This window comes from Methylomicrobium lacus, from assembly GCF_041897535.1.
Taxonomy (GTDB): domain Bacteria; phylum Pseudomonadota; class Gammaproteobacteria; order Methylococcales; family Methylomonadaceae; genus Methylomicrobium; species Methylomicrobium lacus_A.
In genome coordinates, this window is record NZ_CP169217.1 from 554122 (window position 1) to 571661 (window position 17540).

A 17540-nucleotide genomic window follows, 5' to 3' on the forward strand; every position below is an offset into this window, starting at 1 on the left:
AATTTTTTATTTTTCCATCGTTTTGATAAAGGCATTGGCTTCATTGATGGACTTTTCCATAGCAGCAATCAGGTTTGAAACATCCGTTTTTATTGAGCCCAAGTCGGTTTTCAGAGAGGCAATGGCTTGGGCGTTAAGATTATGCTTCATAAACATCACTTGATCTTTGAAAACCACCAGAATAGGATTGATTTTTGATTCGGCGCTCTTCATGGCCCTAATCAATTGCTGATATTGGATTTTTGTTTCTTTGAGCTTGTTTTGACTGCTGCGCTTGAGAGAAGCGCTGCTGTATTGGGTTATTTCATTTTCCCATTCACTGAACAAGGCTTCCGATACGTCCTCGATATCCTTGATGCGTTGCTTGACTTCATCCGCCTTATCAACACTGGCCTCATACTCATGGTTTAGCTTGTTGTAAGTCGCCTCCAGATCGCCGCCTTTAAAATGAGTGACCGCCGTAAACTGCTCCAGCGCGGATTTGAATTGCTCCTTCGTTTCTTCCTGAGTATCCCGCGCCTTTTCGACCCGATAGACCATCACGTCCCGTTTAGGTATTCCTATTTTCTCCAGGCCGCTGTAATACACGCTGGAACAGGCACTTAGGCCAAAAATCAAAGGTAAAGACAGTCTCGATAAGTAGTTCATCAAATTCCCCATTGGCGGTTTTGCAACATTATAGAGTAAACAACAGCGTCGATAATACCGGTAAAAACATGCTGTTAAACACAAGACCGCCATTACGTCAGGGATTACGGGACCGCGGCTTAGGATCCCCTCCCTCCTCGACACCGCAGAGTTGGCAGTCGATTCGCATATCATTGACGGCTTTGAGCATGATCCCCATCGGTCACCGTCAGTTGTCTGCATCAGATTACCTTGGCCCGGAAAAATAGCGAGTGCAATGCCGGCCGGAGTTTATTACCCGCCCTGATTTGCCATGTCGGGAATAGCCGGATCGCCGCAATTGCGGAGACGCCCGCTTTGAAAGATCGATTAAGCGGCGTAGATGAATCGTTAAAAATTTATGCCGCCATCAAGCCTGAACTGTTAAATCATAAACCAGATTAGAAAGCATGTACGTTAGATCATGTAGTTTAATCTCTGGAAAAATACGCCTAATTTTTAGCGAAAATAATGGAATTATCTGTCCCTAGAAATCCTATCCCTACATCATTATGCCTCCCAAAGACTACGCTATTGAAAAATAAATTTAAGCGAAAGATAATCTGCTATATTTGTCATTACTCTAGAGGAAATACAATGCACCTTTCCATAAGGAATTCGGCAAAAAGCAGCGTCGTTGTTCAGTCCCAGCTGCATAGGTTGAGTTTTATTACAAACTGCCTTGTTTGGCGGCTTTGTTTGCTCATGGTTTGATCTATTTCATGACAAAGGGGAATTCAAATGTTCCGACCAGAAAGAATTTTTAATCAGCTTAACCCTAAAACAGGAAGAACCGAATGGTTCTTTTATGCTCGGGAAGGCATCTTTGGGCCATTCATCAGCAAAGAATCCGCGACTAAAGAGCTCACGGTTTTTCGTAATCATTGCATAGCAACCGGCAATGATGGCGGGCGCAGCAAGACTCCTAATAAAACCCTCACATTAAGCCTTTTGCCGATGAGCGACTTTGCAATTAAACGCAGGGGTTAAAAGCCAATACTCTCCCGCTCGCTAACGAATTGGCTCCAGGCGAAAGGTTCGATAGCTGGCGCAGTATGAGTACCGCCTACGCAGCGACAATTCCTTCCCTCCCCCCGGATACCGCAACGCCTTGCGCATCCCATTAATCTCATACCTTGATACACAACTCCGTCATTCCGGCAGGGATTGCCGGAATCCACGACTGCATGGATGCAGGAGGTAGAGCAACGCAGGAGCAGTTGCCGAGGTTACAGGGACGTATCGGGCTTGCCATCCCTGACCCTGGATACCCGCTTCCCGGCGGGTATGACGGCATTTGTGTGTAAGGGCGTGCACTAAGCTCCCAGGTGCCGCCGCAATCCCCTTAACGCCAAGACTGGATCGGTACGGCGGAGATACTGTTTTTCGGCGAGCCTTTTAATACACGGTCGCTATAGACCATATAAACCAAAGTGTTGCGATTTTTATCATAGAACCTGACCACCTGCATCGACTTGAAAACCAGCGATGTGCGTTTTTTGAATACATCCTCGCCATCGCGGTCGCCTGTTTTAATTTTCGGATCAAGATTCACCGGTCCGGTTTGATGGCAGGACAAGGAGGCGTCGGAAGTGTCTTCCGCTACGCCGACGGCTCCGGAAACTCCCCCGGTTTTTGCGCGGCTGATATAACAGGTCACGCCGGCGACATCCGGATCGTCAAATGCTTCAATGACGATTTTATTGTCGGGGCCAATCAGTTTGAATTCGGTATCCACGGAGCCGATCACATCGGCCAAGGCGGGAGCACCGAAAGCCAGCAACAACATGACAATAAAAAATTTATTTTTCATAGGGTTATATACCAATAATAAGCAGGAAACATGCAAGGACAGGACATTAGGGGTTTACTAACCCAATATATCGGTGGATGGCAAGTTTACACAATACCCGGATATTATTTTTCGTCAACATCCCTGTTCAATGGTTAATTCAAAGGTAATAAATCCAACCCCGTCCTTAAAGATCCCGCTAGAAATGGGGTTAACATAGTGCCTATTTGCAAAACATGTTTATGCCATGAAAAGGTAAAACCATTGTCGTCAAGCCATGCGGAAATATCGGTTTGGGGTGACGACAGGACCAGATAAAGGCTCGTTCGATAGCGCCAAAAATACACGGCAGTGGCATAGAAAGAGATCAGGATCAACGAATAGGCAATTCCCCAAAATTGAGAGATGACCACGAGAGAAGATTGCACCTTGTCTTTGATGTCGGGGGCTTCAATCAACTCAACCGGCCACTGCATCCACACGTCCATGTGTATCAAGCCAAATAATAAAATGAGCGAACCAATCATGATGCCTTGTTTTAAATAATTCATACGATCAACAAAAAATTTCAAATCCAGATTTTCCGTGTCCGTCGGCGAGGCAATAGCGCAGGAAATCGCAATCAGGATAAATACGGGCGCAACCGTAGCAAGCAAATTGATCAGTAAAATAACATGATGGACCATGTTGAGCATCGTCAGGGAAATCAGAGGACATACCCTGAGAGCCTGATAAGTCGTGTCGAAAATATGATTGTAAATGGCGTTTGTCGAATCGGCTTTGATCAGAAGCAGCAAGTTAAACGAGATGATTGCAGTTCCGGCGACGAGCAGATGAATCGAATGAGCGGGCCGGCAGCAGCGTGCGAATATAATGGAGCTCCAGATCAAAGCGACTCCATACGCAATGATCGACAATAAACTACTGCTCAACCAAAGTATTTGAGATTTATATTCAATGAATGCATAAGAAATCGTTGAGGGGTGTTTTTTGACCTCATCGACTATCAGGTTTTTGATGGTCAGACTGCTTTTACCGTTCAGCTCAAACAAAAAACAACTGACGAAATATATCAGTACGGGGACCATGGCTATCAGAAGATGAGCGTTTCGATTTATCAGCTTTTTCATGAGTTCCACGAGTCTACTCCTAATCGAATTAATTCGAAACATGCCGGGTAGCGCATTTTTAGAGACGCTATAACGCCGTAAAATAGATATTCCTGTGATAACCATGTTACCGCGACAAGTTAACTACTAAAACCTCAGATCGTGGCTTCGAAGAAGCCATGTTGAATCAAGAAAAAATCAAATTTGATTTTTATAGTCTCCTGACCAATGTCAATTTCTGGCTCACTTCCCGATGCCGTAACTCCTCGCGCATCTCTTCAAGCCGCCAAGAGCCGAAGCAATTGCGAAACTTTCGGCTGGAGCGAGGAGCGTTTTAAGTTCGGGAGGCTGATTTCGGCCAGAAATCTCTGCAGTAAAGTAGATATCCTCTCCCCTTGTTCCGTTCAAGAAAACCCATCTCCGTTGCCATAGGTAACGTTCCGTTCCACAGGGCCAACCCCATAAATTCATTACATGAGGGAATGCTAACAAAACCATCACACTTTGCTCACAACTTAAAACAACAGAGCTAGTAAACTAAGGCAAAATCAAGTTAACACCGTGCTGGGGGTTGGGCAATGCCGTTAAGTTAAGAAGAAAGCTTCCTCTCCTGCTGGAGAGGGTTGGGGTGATGAGGATCAAAAATAAGGAAAAATACTTTATTTTGCCCCCCTCATCCCAGCCTTCTCCCGGAGGGAGAAGGAGCGAAGCTACTCTTAACTTAACAGCATTTGTGTGTTGGGGATTGGGTTTATGGAGCTCTGCGATGCCGACTAAAACCACAACGTTTGGTAAAAATAACCTGGTATTGGATGCGCGGCCGGATCGTCTGGAGTTGCGCGATATCGTTTACCAAGCTCCCTTAGGCAATCTTCCGCCGGTGTATCCCAGCGAACAAGCGATAGGCAAAATACTGCCGGCGTACCTTAAGAACGGACTGATTCTTGACCAAGGTGCGAAAGGCGCTTGTACCAGCTTTGGTTTGGCCGCGGTGGTTAATTATTTGCTCTGGCTGGACGCCTTTCGGGCCGGTAATTCTTTCGCGAAAAAGGACTTGGTCAGCACCCGTATGCTCTATCATCTGGCGCGCTTTTATGATGAATGGGAAGGCGAGGATTACGAAGGCTCCAGTTGCCGGGGGGCTCTGAAGGGCTGGCATCGTCACGGCGTCTGCCTGGAAACCTTGTGGCCCTACAAGAAAGGCAAGTTCGTGCGCCCCAAGAGCGGTTGGGACGAAGACGCCCTGACCCGGCCATTGGGAGTCTATTACAGGATCAACAAGGACTCCGTGGTCGACATGCAGGCGGCGGTCAAGGAGGTGGGGGCTATCTATGTTTCGTCCCAGGTGCACGCAGGCTGGAATTTTAGCGTCGATAAAGGAGATATCAAATCGCATGCTGATCTTCCCCCCATCGAACATAGCGAGGAAATTCTTGGGGGGCACGCTTTCGCGATAGTGGGCTACAACCAGAAAGGCTTTGTGGTACAAAACTCTTGGGGTGCGAGCTGGGGCCGGAATGGCTTCGCCATCCTCACCTACCAGGATTGGGTTAAATATGGCAGTGATGCCTGGGCCGTTTCGATGGGGGTGCCGGTAGTGCATCCTACAACCCAAAAACCCGCGCTCGCAGGCCTCCTGCGCCGCGGCAATCTTCTCGCCTCTATTTCCATTCTAGGGTTTGACGGCGCCCCCGATTCGCTTGCCAAACGCACCGATGTCTGGAATTCGGCCCAAGCTTACCAGCACACCTTGGTCACGGGCAATAACGGCCTGATTATCAACCGGCTGCCGCAGTTGGAAGATGCCGCCGATGCGGTCAAATATTTAGGCTATGAGCAGCCGCTGAAATGGTTCAAAAAGCAGACGGGTGACGGTAAATGGCGGCTGGCGATCTATGCCCATGGTGGACTGAACTCGGAAGCGGACTCCATCCAGCGTATTAGAGTGCTAGGCCCTAATTTCCAAAATAATGGGATTTATCCGCTGTTCGTTACCTGGAAAAGCGGCTGGAGCGAGATTCTGGCGAACATGCTCGAAGACGCCTTAAAAGGTATCTTCGGAGCGGCGGGCCTGCCACAGCAGGGTCTTGGCGATGCCTTCATCGAAGCCAGCGACCGCGCCTTGGAATCGGCTTGCCGGTATATCGTTGCGCGCGGTCTGTGGTCGGAGATGAAGGAGAATGTGGAGCGTTCGGCAGACACGGGAGGCGGGTTAAGCGCGCTAGGAAAACAAATCAATGCACTGGCCGAGGCCTCCGGCGGCAAGCTGGAGGTGCACATGATCGGCCACTCGGCAGGCTCTTTCGTAACCGGACGGCTTCTCAGCGAACTCGCCAATCAGCAACTCAATACGGCAAGCTGTACCCTGTTCGCCCCGGCCTGCGACTTGGCTCTTTTGCTCTCCGCCACTACCGGAAGGCCTTGGACAATGGCAACCTGGCCAGCGCCCAATTCAAGATTCACGCGCTTTCGGACAGCCTGGAATTGGACGACACCGTAGGCCCTAACCGCAAATCCCTCCTTTATCTCGTCAGCCGCGCCCTGGAACGCGTCCACAAGACCCCGCTGCTGGGCATGGAGAAAGCCTTCGCATCCAAGGAACCCATCGAGGAATTATGGAATAAGGATGCATCTATCCTGGAGGATGTAAAGGAATGGCGGAAATTCTATGCAACAACGGCCCAAGGGACATTGACTATCCTCAAAGACAAACAGGTCAACACGGGAACACGCCTCATTGAGAGTAGTCATGGGTGTTTCGACAACAGCCTAATACATATTCAGGACGCGATTGAACGCATCCTGGTAGGCGGTTTGATAGCACCTCTGTCGTCTTTAGATTATTGATTTTTATATTTATCGGTGATGAGACTTTACAGGAGCGATCAAACCCAGCGCACATTGCCATTTTAAATCATAGAAATTGTCGGACATAAAAAACATGCCCTACCTACCCGAATTAAACAGATGTGAGTATGTCAACTGTATTCAGTTTAACGACAGGAACGAACTACCATGAGGTATGCCATATTTAACAAACCAGTTTCAGCTCACGAAAGGGCATTACTATTTTCTTGTTTTCTTTTGTTCAGTGGATGTAATGCCAATTACCACTCTATCTTTCGAACTACAAAGGGCGACGGATACAAAATTGCATTCACTGATGCCAAGCAATCCGCCACAATTATAAAAATGGGCAAGGATGGGGTTATGAGAGCCTGCGCTGCCAAGAGCCCCGATGTATTTCAGGCCTTAAGTACAGCGTTCAGTGGCAACCTAAGCGCCGAAGAAACAGCAGGCATTGCGGCAAAAATGGCAGGTGCTGGCTCTTCAGCTGAATCAGCCGCATCATTCCGTCTGCACACCCAGCTTACCGATACCCAAAATGAATTGCTCTATCAGCTCTGCGTGAATTCACTAAATAACACGATTACCGGCGATCAATTAGCAACTGAGCTGCATCGCTATCAAAACACGATGGTAACGATGCTTGCTATTGAGCAACTAACTGGCTATGCTAGACCCGCTCTCGTCACTTTAGGTGGCGGCAAAAGTACGACGGGTTCTGCCGAGGACATTGCCAAAATACAATCATCTCTTGATGCTGCTCGTACAAATGAAGAAAAGTATAAAGGTAGCTATGAAAAAGCAAGCGCTACGTTATCAGAAAAACAAGGCGTTTATGATAAAGCTAAAGCAGAGAGCGAGTCTGCCCCGACTGATACAACTAAAAAGGCAGCCTTGAAGAAAGCAGAAGATGACCTAACGGCGACGATGAGTGAAAGAACTAAATTTGAAAAACTATGGAAGGATGCGACTGATAATAGAAAAGGCATCGAATCGGCAAGAGATCAAGTGCTAACAGATTTATCGACAAACAGCGGCGGCGCGACAGCTAGTTTTAGCCAACCAAGCATTATTTCTATAGGAACCGATGCGAATACAGCGGAAAAGATTACATCCGCTATCAAATCTTTGCAAGATATGCACTTGCACCAGACATTTACTACTGATGAATGTTTGTCTTTCCTTTTTCACCCTACCAATAAAAGCTTGCAAAATGATTACCTTATTACAAAGCTCAATGATTTCTGCTTTTCGCATATACAGGAAGTTGATAAATATAAGTTACTAGACCTGTTGATTACTAAGGGCTGCGCATTCTCTACCAATAAGGAGGGTAATATCGAAGTCAAGGAATGTAAAAATCCTGGAAACGACATCCCAAACCCTCCTAATTATGCTCCTCCTAACTATTATCCTGGATAGCGGATATCGTATTTTTTTGTGTGAATCAATTGTCATATCGCTTTAAATGAGGCTAGCTATGCTCAATCATTGGTTAAAATTAACTACATTTTCATATGCTATGTTAATTAGCCCAGTTATAGCTGAGCAAATGATTTCCGAACAAATCCTTGGGAGTATTCAGCTAGAAGGACTTAAAGCAGGGGCGCATGTCCTACCCTCCAAGGGAGACAACTATGCTGCCAGAGAGCGGGTCGGAAGCATGGAACGATATGTAACCCTACAGGGGCCGGGCCCATCCTTCGACAGAATCTTTCCTGGCGCCGTCTGGATTCAAGGCCGACTGGTTTATTTTGCAGCCAAAGGTGGCAAAAATTATCTTGTAGATGGCCCCAAGAGCATACTTATCAATGGCTCGCCTATATCACCACTAATTTCACAAAGAATATTACCGTCTTCCGACTTCAATCACTACGTAGCCTTTTTCTCTGATTCAAAAACAGTAGGATGGTACAAAAATGGTAATTTGCAGCCTTCAAGATTTGATCGATTGCATGATGTTCCAACTAATTCCCCAACATCAACACCCATTTTCATCGCAGCAAAGAACTGCTTAATGTCGGTAATTGGAAATCCAGCTTCAGCTAAAATGAATTGGGACCTTCTGCGTTGGATATCATCGACAGATGATGGTGTTGCAACCTTCGTTTATGGCGACAAGGCGGGGCGTACTCTTCTCCATCAAAATGGGAAAGAAATTTTTGACGAACCAATTGAGGCCTTCGTATTTAGCAGGGATGGAAAGCGATGGCTAACAGTTGTCGATAGAACAATCGATGGAGCCGATAAAGTTGAGCTTATAGACAACGGCAAGCCAGTGGCCGAGGCTGATGTCGACAAATCACGTCAACAACTTTATTTATCTTCAGACGGATCAACATGGACGTGGATAATTTATTCAGAAAATGCTCTTTCCGCAACTCTCAAACAATCTGGAAAGCCTGATCGAAAGTTGCCATTCGCACCAATAGAATATGAATTTTACCTATCAGACGACGGTCTTCGCGAGGCGTATCCTACTCGAACGGCGGATAATCCCCCCCGTATTCAGTTTGTCGTCAATGGGATTAACGTTGCGTCTTCTCCGGCATTGATCGGTAAATCCTTTCGCTTTGGCCCGGGACAGTCATTCGCCTACAAAACCGGAGAAGGTGATTCCAAATGGATTGTTAGTCATTTAGGTACAGGAACGAAATTTGATGAAGTAAGCAGCGTGTTATTTTTGCCAAATGGGCGACCTGTATATGGTGCAAGTAATAACAGCGAACATTTCATAGTCCTCGGATTAACTGTGTTAAAAATGCCTGTTGACGATCTTTTTTACACAAGCACACTTCGAATTGAAGACTCTAAAGTTAAAGTTCTAGGAAAACGTGGTAATGACATTGTTGCGTTGACTATTGCTGATTAATTAGTTTTACGGTTATTTCGAAACAAACGGCATAGATTGGTTTGCGACTTTTTCGCAATCTATCGAATACCTGAAAATGTTGAATTACCAAAAAAAGGTAATTCAACCTTCAGAATTAGAATCTCATAAATTAAGATGAAAGGAGATGGCTATGACTAAAAAATCCACTATAGATAAACCGGAAAAAACAATATCGTCAGTGACGACTCCACGTTATTGTCGAATGCCTGAGGATATTGAAAAGCCATTCGATCCCGGTGTTAATCCACATCGAGCTCGTCTCATCAGGGAGTCGGCTAAGAAATGGGCAAACGGCACCATACTTCATTATTATTTCTTCGATAAAGCTACCGATGGCGAAAACATAACATTAGCAAACGGTACCAGCAAATGGGTTAAATGGGCTACCAACGAAGCTGAAAAAAACGTTGTTCGTGCTGCGTTTAAGCATTGGAAAGATGTAGGTATCGGTCTTGAATTCATGGAAGTAACAAATCGTCAGGATGCCGAAATTCGTATTGGTTTTATGCTGGGTGATGGAGCATGGTCTTACATTGGGCGTGATGTGTTGACTCATGGGGCCGACGAATGAACAATGAATTTTGGTTGGAATTTAACGGAAGCTGCCTCAGAAATCGATACAGCAATACATGAAATCGGTCATACCCTGGGTTTTCCTCATGAACATCAAAATCCCAATTCTGGCATCGCTTGGGATGAAGAAGCGGTTTACCACTCGCTGGCTCAGCCTCCAAACAGCTGGTCACGCGAGGTTACTTTTTGAAATATTATCCGCAAGATTTCACCTGATACAGTACAAGGTTCTAACTGGGATCCGGACTCGATAATGCATTATCCATTTGAAGCTGGATTAATCAAAGAACCGACAAAATATCGTAACGGACTAAATCCTGCCGGAGGGCTTTCTCAACGAGATTTAACTTGGGTGCGGACATTTTATCCTCCGTTGACCGTCGCAGACTATACCGATTTGAAACCATTTGAATCGGTTCAACTCACAATTGAAGCAGGGCAACAAAAAAATTTTTATATTAAGCCAAATGCGACACGCAAATATGAATTAAAAACTTTTGGCGCATCCGACACGTTAATAGTGCTTTTTGAAGATGACGGTGGGCAATTGAAATATGTTAGCGCCGACGATGATAGCGGTGAAGATCGTAACGCCTACTTGAAATTACAGCTTTTTAAAGATCGCAAGTATGTTTTACGTATCAGATTATATTACGCGGAAAGGAGAGGCGAGACGGCTGTGATGATGTGGTGAAATACTATCAGACTGATGACATAGTCGACATAACCAAGAATAAGCTGTCGAAAACACACCGTTCGCGGTTAATGAACCTCATATCATAGCCTATCTAACCTACTTACAGTGGAATTAAGTTACCTTATTTAAACTGAGTGATATTGTACTAAACAACCACCCGCTAAAGGTGGGTTGGTTCGAATTTCTGACTGAAAGCCAGGATATGCAGCCAGGATAATGGAGTCAGGTTAAATTACATAAATTAACCTGACTCCATTATTCAAGTTGCCGTTAAATAAGAGTAATTTTGTGTAGTCAATAATTATCAGGAAAAAACCATGAATAAAGAAGATCATTACAAACAATTAGTATGGAATACATGGGCTGAAAGAATAAAAAAATCTAAATATAAGACAATTTTTTTACATGGAATAATGGGGGGTGAATTGTATGATGTTGCCGATGATAATACTAGGTGGATAGATTTAGGTGTGTTTGGAGAGGTCGATAGTCTAGAATTTTCAAAATTAACTCCAGAAGGAGCGGTCGATCTATATGGTCAAAGTATTATTTCGCGCTCGACTATATCGCCACCTGTACTTGGTGACCATTATGGAGATTTTTTTTCCGATGTGGGGAGAGGTTTGTTTTGTTATGACTGGCGTGACAGCATACCCTTAGAAGCTAAACGGTTATGCAATTTTTTGCGCGAGTTATTAGACCAGAATGGGCATAACATGCAAAAAGTGTCTTTTGTAACCCACAGTATGGGTGGTTGCGTGTTAATGAACATGCTTTCTAACACAGCAGAATTTGATAATTTTATAGATAAAATTATTTTCTGCGCGCCGCCGTTTTACGGCGCCTTAAAGCCTATCGATGTAATCGAAAAAGGTGTTGGCACCCCCATTGACTTTCTGATTAACAATGCTGCATTGAAAAGATCGGCAGCCACCATGCCAGGCCTGTTCCAACTCCTTCCCGCGCATAGCGGGGTGTGGCCATCAAATCCGGTTAATGGCATTAATGTAAAATATCCCGTCGCAGGTGAAACATCATTGTTTTATCCTGATGCTTTAATGAATAACGAACGTAAGGATTTACGCCAACAAATTTTAAGTTCGGCTTGGAAATATTACGATGATTTGCATAAAAACATTCCAAAAATAATCTCACGATTAAGTAATAAAATTAACGTAATTGTCGGACTTAATGGAAAAACAGCCTACATGGCGAAAAGATATTCTGGAGAATGGCGACTACATACTACTGAAACCCAAAGTATACCACCCGGAAAGATTTCGAATGGGGACGGCACTGTACTTTTCCAATCATCAACTTTACCAGGATTGCCAAAGACTCAATATTGGGCGCATATACCACAAACACGGGAAAATTCACATGGTGGCTTAGTAAATGTGCCGAACGTTAGAGAAGGTATATTAGATTTGCTTAATAATCAGTCTCCACAAACATTACAGGCATTCAATCAATTCAGCGGCGATATATATTTTGGTGATGAAGTCGCTGGAGCAACGGATCCAAAGCCGACACAAGGTCTCAATTATCTGGAGAGAGCGAAGGTCAGACAAGTTACGCCAATTACACATTGGGGTAAGAAGGGTTTGAATCCTGGCGGTAATGATGATCATACTTTCTTCCTTACACGGCAAGCAGCCTATAAGGTGCTTGCAGGTGAAAGCTTAACTCGAGCAGCAGAGAGAATAAATTGTACGCCAAATTTTTTAAGGGAACATATTAGGGATTTATTACTACCATTGCTATAAAAATTCGATAATGGGCTCAGGTTAAATTGTACGGTTTATAATACAGAAAGTTTCAACTTACTGCCCAACAGCTCTAGCCCGTCTTCTTCGCCTTGACTTGCTGCATGTACCGCAGCGAGTAGATGTAATAAAGCGGCCCGCTGTCATCCTGCACCGAAACGGGTGGACAGTTTGAATAAAAAGTGTCAGCCTCCGAAAGTTGATTAAACAAACACGGGGTCATCCGCAAAGGAAGCCCCAAAATAACCGGAGGCTGACATGAACTACTGTGGCATTGATTTAGCAAGCAAAGCAAGCGCTATTTGCCTGATGGATGGAGCTGGCGGCATTGTGCGGGAAGAAGAGATACCGACCGATGCGGATGGTTTCCGCATCTGCCTTGGCGGTGAGGAGGCGATGAAGTGCGTCGTGGAGGCGTCGCCCTTGGCGGAATGGGCGGTGCAGGTGTTGGAAAGATTAGGTCACGAAGCGGTGATTATTGATGCGAGGCGCGCCAAGGCGGTGGTCTGTACCAAGAAGAAGACCGATCGTGTGAACGCCCGCGACCTCGCGAATATGGCACGCACGGGTTGGTATACGGCGGTGCACCGCAAATCAGGAGCGGCACGGGAGTTGTGTACTTGGCTGGCGGCGCGGGCGGGGCTAGTCGAGACGGCGAATGCACTCAATGCCCGCATCCGAGGCTTGTTGCGGGCGCATGGGATCAAGTTGGGGAAGGTGGCGGAGCGGGAGTTCGAGATGAAAGTCCAGGCCGTGGTCGAGGCGCGCGAACCTGCCTTGGCGGGCGCTTTAACGCCATTATTGAATCTGTGGCGGCAGTCGATCGATGCGGCGGAAGTGTTACGCAAAGAGATCAAGGTGCGGATCCGGCAAGACAGCGTTTGCCGGCGATTGATGAGCGTACCGGGCGTCGGGCCGTTGACGGCGGCGGCTTACCTGGCCACTATCGACGATCCTGAACGTTTTCAGCGCAGCGACCAAGTCGGCGCTTATCTCGGCTTAGTCCCGAGCGTCTATCAATCCGGCGACATCGATTACCGAGGGCGGATTACCAAGGAAGGTGACGGTTTACTTCGCTGGCTGCTGGTGGAGGCGGCGCATAATCTCCTGAGCCATACGCAGCGAGATTGTGCCTTGAAACGTTGGGGTGAGCGGCTGGAGGCACAAAAGGGCGTCGGCAAGGCGCGGGTGGCGGTGGCGCGGAAATTGGCGGTCATCCTGCACCGCTTATGGATCACCGGAGAGACATTCGACTGGCAACGGGTTTAATGCGAAAAACCGAAAGTGTTGTTCAAAATAACTTAGATTCAACGCCTTAAGTGCATTCGAAGGGTTAGGAAAGGAGCGGCATTTTTAAAGATAAAAGTTTTCGGAAGGTTGGACCTCGTTCCGGGCTTGGATACAATCCGTCACAGTAGATTGAGGCCAACCCTCCGATTACATCGTGCGGCATTGACCGCGGAGAGAAGCCTGAAAACCTTTTGTCTTTAAACATAAACTGATCGAAATTTCCGAGGAATGAAAAACTGATATAAATACAGGCACGGAGACTTGACAACAAGGGCCGCTTTAGAGAAGCCTGGATGGAGCTTGCGGAATCCGGGGTTCGAAGGCGCCAAATTCGGATGTTCAATAACCTGCATCGAGGTTTAAAATGTCCGATTCCGATCAATCGACATCATGACTTATCCGCTTGCCAATGATACGACTTCAACGGGGTGTGGAATCGGTTATGGCTGCTTGCGGCTTCGATGTCCCGTATTCCGCATTGCTTCATACGGGCTACGATTTTATTTCTTGAAACGGCATGGTGCATTATCGACGCAATCGGCTCGCGGGCAGGACTTATTTCTTTACGGTGACTTTGCGCGACTGGTCTTCGGATAGGCTAGTTTGCCACGTTGGCCTGTTACGGGACGCATTTCGCTCGGTGCGGGCGGAACGGCCCTTTACCATCGACGCGATCGTGATCTTGCCGGATCATCTGCACGCCATCTGGACATTACCCGCTGGCGACCCGGATTATTCGGGGCGCTGGCGGGCGATCAAATCCCACTTTACACACGGGCTTCGCGCTTCTGGAATTCCGTTGTCCCGCGACAACGGTGGCGAATATCGGTTATGGCAGCGGCGATTTTGGGATCATACGATACGCGACGATGACGACTTTAACCAGCACGTCGATTATATCCACTGGAATCCGAACACGGCTTGACGCGCCGCCGATTGGCAGTATTCTTCCTTGCATCGTTACGTTCTCCTTGGCCTGCTTACCGAAGACTGGACCGTCGGAATCGACGAGGAAACGGGACAATACGGCGAATCGGGGTAAATTGGGGTTTAACGAGTTGCTCGGATGCAGCTTGCGGAATCCGGGGTAATCGAAGCCACGGACTTAGGTTGTGCGATAACCTGTATCGAAGCAGAAACCGCGGAACTACGATCAATCGACGACCTGCTCTATGCGCTTGAGAATGACAGGGATTCGAAGGGGTGCGGAATCCGTTTTGACTGTTTGCGGTATCGATACCCCGTATTCCGCGTTGCTTCATACGGGCTTCGTTTTCTTTTGCCATCCTCATTAAGGGACGGAGTAGGAGCTAAGCCAAAACACATCACCAAATTGATATATCGAAAAGCCGGGCATAGAATATATAATCTACCTTCCCGGATACTTCTAATAATTATGCATACCAACTCCCCCTAAGCACGCCTAAATGGGTGCTGCGCTGTTCCGAGGCATCCATCTCCACCGGGAAAATATCGCTGTTGGCGATCGCCGAAACCCTGTTGGTTCTTACTGCTTATATCTGGCTGGCTTTTCATTGCGAAAGGCAGTGGTGGCTGCTACTGAGCGCCTTAGCCGCTCCCATTCTATTACTGCGATCAGAAAAATCAAAGGAACAGGGGTTAGCACTGGCAAAACAATACAAAGAATATTGGGGAAACACAACCGGGCGCGAAAAAACGCTTATCTTCATGTTGGTAACTCCCGTTACACTCTTCATAACTTACGATCTTGCCGGTGATTGGCTCTATGGGTATGAAGGCCTAGCGTTTTGTTGGCGTGCTGCAGAGCTAGGTGCTACTGTATTTGTATTTACGGTTGTGTTTGCGGTTGCGGTAACAGCTGCGATTAGGGGATTGGTTGATGATGCGGTTTTCGTGTTAATGGCGGCTGTGGTTGCGATTACTGTTTCTGGAATTAGTGTTAGTGTCGGTGCGGGTTTAATTGCCGGTTTTTCTGTCAGTTTGATTGCCGGTTTGTCTGCGGTTTTGGCAGCAGGCTTAGTTGCGATTGCGATAACGGTTGCGGCAATGGGTGGGATTGCAAGTTGGATAGAGAAAGCGACTCAGTATTTCTTGTATTCCATTCTAATTCCGTTTATGGCCTTGGGCATTTGGACCAGAAGTTTATGCATCCGAATCTATTCCACACTACACCATCCGATAGCCGGATTGCTTTGTATGCCTTACAACTGGCGGGAAAACCTGCTAATGGTCGATTTCACTCACCTCCCAGAATTGCTGCCCGACGCGGGGCGAGTCGATGATATATTTACGGTAAAGGGGTTATGGTCAAAATTAAAATCAGCAGAGAATGTTGGCTTACGAGTAGCTTGGTTCGTGATAATTCTGTTATGGTACTTCCCAGCCTTGCTTTGGCGCTGGAGTCTGAAAGCTACCGTGTGGCTCTGGCTCCCCCTAGCTTTGTTGTTTCAACCTCCTCTTGATGGCTTGCCAGCCGACCAAGTACGAGATCATGCAGCCAGCCGTGTTTACGGCTTGGGCCGGTTACAAATCTGGATAGTAATGCTGGTGCTGATCTGGCTGGCAATAAGCTACTTGCCGGGGTTGAAACCGTGGGTAGACGCCGCCTTGGATGAAAAACTCCAAAAACCCTTAACACAATTGCTGACTCTCCCACCACCTAAGCCGGGCTTGCGCCTAGTGGCGCTGTTGCTGTACTGTGGTTTGTCTTTAGCGGTGGAAAATCAAAGAGGATGCCTGAAAAACATGCACAAGCAGGTACTGGATGAAGAGCAAACCTTTCACGAACAGCCCCACGATAGGAAAGACTTGTTCGTTCACCGTACTCGCCGGTTGGAACGATGGTACACTTCACAGGTGGTTGCCTTTATTGTCTTTGGCTATTCCGTCGCTATATGGCTTGGCCACAAATATTATCCTGCCGGGACTGAAAAACTGATTTCGGCTTGGCTGCTATCTTATTTATGAGCCTTAATCGCCCAGTACAAGAATCTCTCGCAAATCGCCAACTTGACGCTTAAGTAGTCTTACCCTTGTAGGTCGGACAACAGTTTCATCGTTGCCCAACTTTTGAGAATCCAATTAAGCGCCAGATCGGAGAAAAACGAAGCAAACTGTGGTTGTATTTTGAAATGTCGGGCACAAAAAGCGTGCCCGACCCACATGGCTGCGAAAAGTTTAGAGTGGCATTCCCTTTGATTAAATGTCTGGGTGATCGCACTTAGAGAACTGAGGACCTGTGCCGAGCACACTGGCAAGGCAGTCTTTGGCTCCCTGTGGAACTTGATCAGTGTCCACTAGCTTCATCGTGAGACCTGGACCGGAGGTACCGATAATTGTCTTCGGGCCCGATAATTGCTCAAAATAAATAGTGCTCCCGTCAACAGGTGTCAGCAGTTTAACCGTTTTGACGTCTCCAGCGTTTGTCAGACTTGTCATTAAATAGAAGGATCCGCCAAAGCTAATGCCTTTAGTAGCAGAATCGGCAAGCTGCCCTGCTTGTGGCAACGTGAATCCGTTTCCCGGGTTTAGCGAAGTCGCTATAAAAAGAATACTGCCATCGTCGTATTCAACACTCTGGACGTCCTCATTTGGAGAGGTGTAATTTTTAAAGTCACCCGCGCTATCTTTACAAATAGCAATCAGGGAATATCGCCGACTACCTGCACCCTGCCATTTCAAGGCTGAGTAGCAAGTGTCTTTACCGCTATCAAAGTGAATGGGATTTTTATTGAAGACGGCCGAGGAGGGAGGGAAGACACCCGAAGTCTCAGCACCATGATTCTTTTTTATCGTCGTTTTAATCCGCGTATTAAACCAGAAATTATCCAGCTCGCCTTCCGCGTAAGTTAGCGAACTGACGCTTGCCATTCCCGCGAAGACAACAACTGCCAGTACAGTTTGCATTTTCATAAAGATCCCCTTA

16 protein-coding genes are annotated in these 17540 nt (G+C 46.8%); 12 read left to right on the forward strand and 4 right to left on the reverse strand.

The genetic code is table 11. From position 1 onward, the window contains the following. Nucleotides 1-6: 6 nt before the first annotated feature. Nucleotides 7-648, reverse strand: a complete 642-nt coding sequence (locus tag ACEPPP_RS02460) for a DUF2959 domain-containing protein (protein ID WP_374089478.1) — start codon at nt 646-648, stop codon at nt 7-9. 759 nt (nt 649-1407) lie between these two features. Here ACEPPP_RS02460 and ACEPPP_RS02465 point away from each other — a divergent pair. Next, a complete protein-coding gene (locus ACEPPP_RS02465; RefSeq protein WP_374089479.1) occupies nt 1408-1656 on the forward strand; it encodes a hypothetical protein in 249 nt (82 codons plus the stop codon). Nucleotides 1657-2011: 355 nt separating this feature from the next. Here ACEPPP_RS02465 and creA read toward each other — a convergent pair whose 3' ends face one another. After that, nucleotides 2012-2479 (reverse strand): protein CreA, encoded by a 468-nt coding sequence (gene creA, locus ACEPPP_RS02470; protein WP_374089480.1) that lies wholly within the window; start codon nt 2477-2479, stop codon nt 2012-2014. Nucleotides 2480-2613: 134 nt separating this feature from the next. Further along, a complete protein-coding gene (locus tag ACEPPP_RS02475; RefSeq protein WP_374089481.1) occupies nt 2614-3597 on the reverse strand; it encodes a hypothetical protein in 984 nt (327 codons plus the stop codon). Between the two features lie 736 nt (nt 3598-4333). Between ACEPPP_RS02475 and ACEPPP_RS02480 the strand changes: the two genes are divergently transcribed. The 11 genes from ACEPPP_RS02480 to ACEPPP_RS02530 all read left to right on the forward strand — a co-directional run bounded on the left by ACEPPP_RS02480 (nt 4334) and on the right by ACEPPP_RS02530 (nt 16582). Beyond that, nucleotides 4334-6067 (forward strand): C1 family peptidase, encoded by a 1734-nt coding sequence (locus ACEPPP_RS02480; protein WP_374089482.1) that lies wholly within the window; start codon nt 4334-4336, stop codon nt 6065-6067. Further along, nucleotides 6052-6414, forward strand: a complete 363-nt coding sequence (locus ACEPPP_RS02485; protein WP_374089483.1) for a hypothetical protein — start codon at nt 6052-6054, stop codon at nt 6412-6414. The genes ACEPPP_RS02480 and ACEPPP_RS02485 overlap by 16 nt, the downstream gene beginning before the upstream one ends. A gap of 168 nt (nt 6415-6582) precedes the next feature. After that, entirely contained in the window at nt 6583-7836 is a 1254-nt protein-coding gene (locus tag ACEPPP_RS02490; RefSeq protein WP_374089484.1) for a hypothetical protein, read from the forward strand. A gap of 58 nt (nt 7837-7894) precedes the next feature. Continuing rightward, nucleotides 7895-9286 carry a hypothetical protein gene (locus ACEPPP_RS02495; RefSeq protein ID WP_374089485.1) on the forward strand — a complete coding sequence of 464 codons (1392 nt, stop codon included), beginning with the start codon at nt 7895-7897 and terminating at the stop codon, nt 9284-9286. 151 nt (nt 9287-9437) lie between these two features. Beyond that, nucleotides 9438-9878: a hypothetical protein gene (locus ACEPPP_RS02500; protein ID WP_374089486.1), complete on the forward strand. Its 441-nt coding sequence runs from the start codon at nt 9438-9440 to the stop codon at nt 9876-9878. Between the two features lie 3 nt (nt 9879-9881). Continuing rightward, nucleotides 9882-10070, forward strand: a complete 189-nt coding sequence (locus tag ACEPPP_RS02505; RefSeq protein WP_374089487.1) for a hypothetical protein — start codon at nt 9882-9884, stop codon at nt 10068-10070. A 63-nt stretch (nt 10071-10133) separates the two neighbouring features. Then, nucleotides 10134-10574, forward strand: coding sequence for a hypothetical protein (locus ACEPPP_RS02510; protein ID WP_374089488.1), 441 nt, complete (start codon nt 10134-10136; stop codon nt 10572-10574). A gap of 320 nt (nt 10575-10894) precedes the next feature. Further along, the gene (locus tag ACEPPP_RS02515; protein WP_374089489.1) at nt 10895-12343 is read left to right on the forward strand and encodes a lipase family alpha/beta hydrolase; all 1449 of its coding nucleotides are present in this window, start codon (nt 10895-10897) and stop codon (nt 12341-12343) included. A 258-nt stretch (nt 12344-12601) separates the two neighbouring features. Next, on the forward strand, nt 12602-13612 hold the full coding sequence (locus ACEPPP_RS02520; RefSeq protein WP_374089490.1) for an IS110 family transposase: 1011 nt from the start codon (nt 12602-12604) through the stop codon (nt 13610-13612). Nucleotides 13613-14150: 538 nt separating this feature from the next. Beyond that, entirely contained in the window at nt 14151-14558 is a 408-nt protein-coding gene (locus ACEPPP_RS02525; RefSeq protein ID WP_374089491.1) for a transposase, read from the forward strand. 554 nt (nt 14559-15112) lie between these two features. Continuing rightward, nucleotides 15113-16582, forward strand: a complete 1470-nt coding sequence (locus ACEPPP_RS02530; protein WP_374089492.1) for a hypothetical protein — start codon at nt 15113-15115, stop codon at nt 16580-16582. Nucleotides 16583-16813: 231 nt separating this feature from the next. Here ACEPPP_RS02530 and ACEPPP_RS02535 read toward each other — a convergent pair whose 3' ends face one another. Beyond that, nucleotides 16814-17527: a hypothetical protein gene (locus tag ACEPPP_RS02535; protein WP_374089493.1), complete on the reverse strand. Its 714-nt coding sequence runs from the start codon at nt 17525-17527 to the stop codon at nt 16814-16816. Between the last annotated feature and the right edge of the window lie 13 nt (nt 17528-17540).

Bases quoted from the DNA above. Each gene is read 5' to 3' on its own strand.
- ACEPPP_RS02535 (WP_374089493.1), bottom strand. From the start codon at position 17,527: ATGAAAATGCAAACTGTACTGGCAGTTGTTGTCTTCGCGGGAATGGCA.
- ACEPPP_RS02495 (WP_374089485.1), top strand. From the start codon at position 7,895: ATGCTCAATCATTGGTTAAAATTAACTACATTTTCATATGCTATGTTA.
- ACEPPP_RS02500 (WP_374089486.1), top strand. From the start codon at position 9,438: ATGACTAAAAAATCCACTATAGATAAACCGGAAAAAACAATATCGTCA.
- creA (WP_374089480.1), bottom strand. From the start codon at position 2,479: ATGAAAAATAAATTTTTTATTGTCATGTTGTTGCTGGCTTTCGGTGCT.
- ACEPPP_RS02460 (WP_374089478.1), bottom strand. From the start codon at position 648: ATGAACTACTTATCGAGACTGTCTTTACCTTTGATTTTTGGCCTAAGT.
- ACEPPP_RS02515 (WP_374089489.1), top strand. From the start codon at position 10,895: ATGAATAAAGAAGATCATTACAAACAATTAGTATGGAATACATGGGCT.
- ACEPPP_RS02520 (WP_374089490.1), top strand. From the start codon at position 12,602: ATGAACTACTGTGGCATTGATTTAGCAAGCAAAGCAAGCGCTATTTGC.
- ACEPPP_RS02490 (WP_374089484.1), top strand. From the start codon at position 6,583: ATGAGGTATGCCATATTTAACAAACCAGTTTCAGCTCACGAAAGGGCA.
- ACEPPP_RS02525 (WP_374089491.1), top strand. From the start codon at position 14,151: ATGGTGCATTATCGACGCAATCGGCTCGCGGGCAGGACTTATTTCTTT.
- ACEPPP_RS02465 (WP_374089479.1), top strand. From the start codon at position 1,408: ATGTTCCGACCAGAAAGAATTTTTAATCAGCTTAACCCTAAAACAGGA.
- ACEPPP_RS02505 (WP_374089487.1), top strand. From the start codon at position 9,882: ATGAATTTTGGTTGGAATTTAACGGAAGCTGCCTCAGAAATCGATACA.
- ACEPPP_RS02480 (WP_374089482.1), top strand. From the start codon at position 4,334: ATGCCGACTAAAACCACAACGTTTGGTAAAAATAACCTGGTATTGGAT.
- ACEPPP_RS02510 (WP_374089488.1), top strand. From the start codon at position 10,134: ATGCATTATCCATTTGAAGCTGGATTAATCAAAGAACCGACAAAATAT.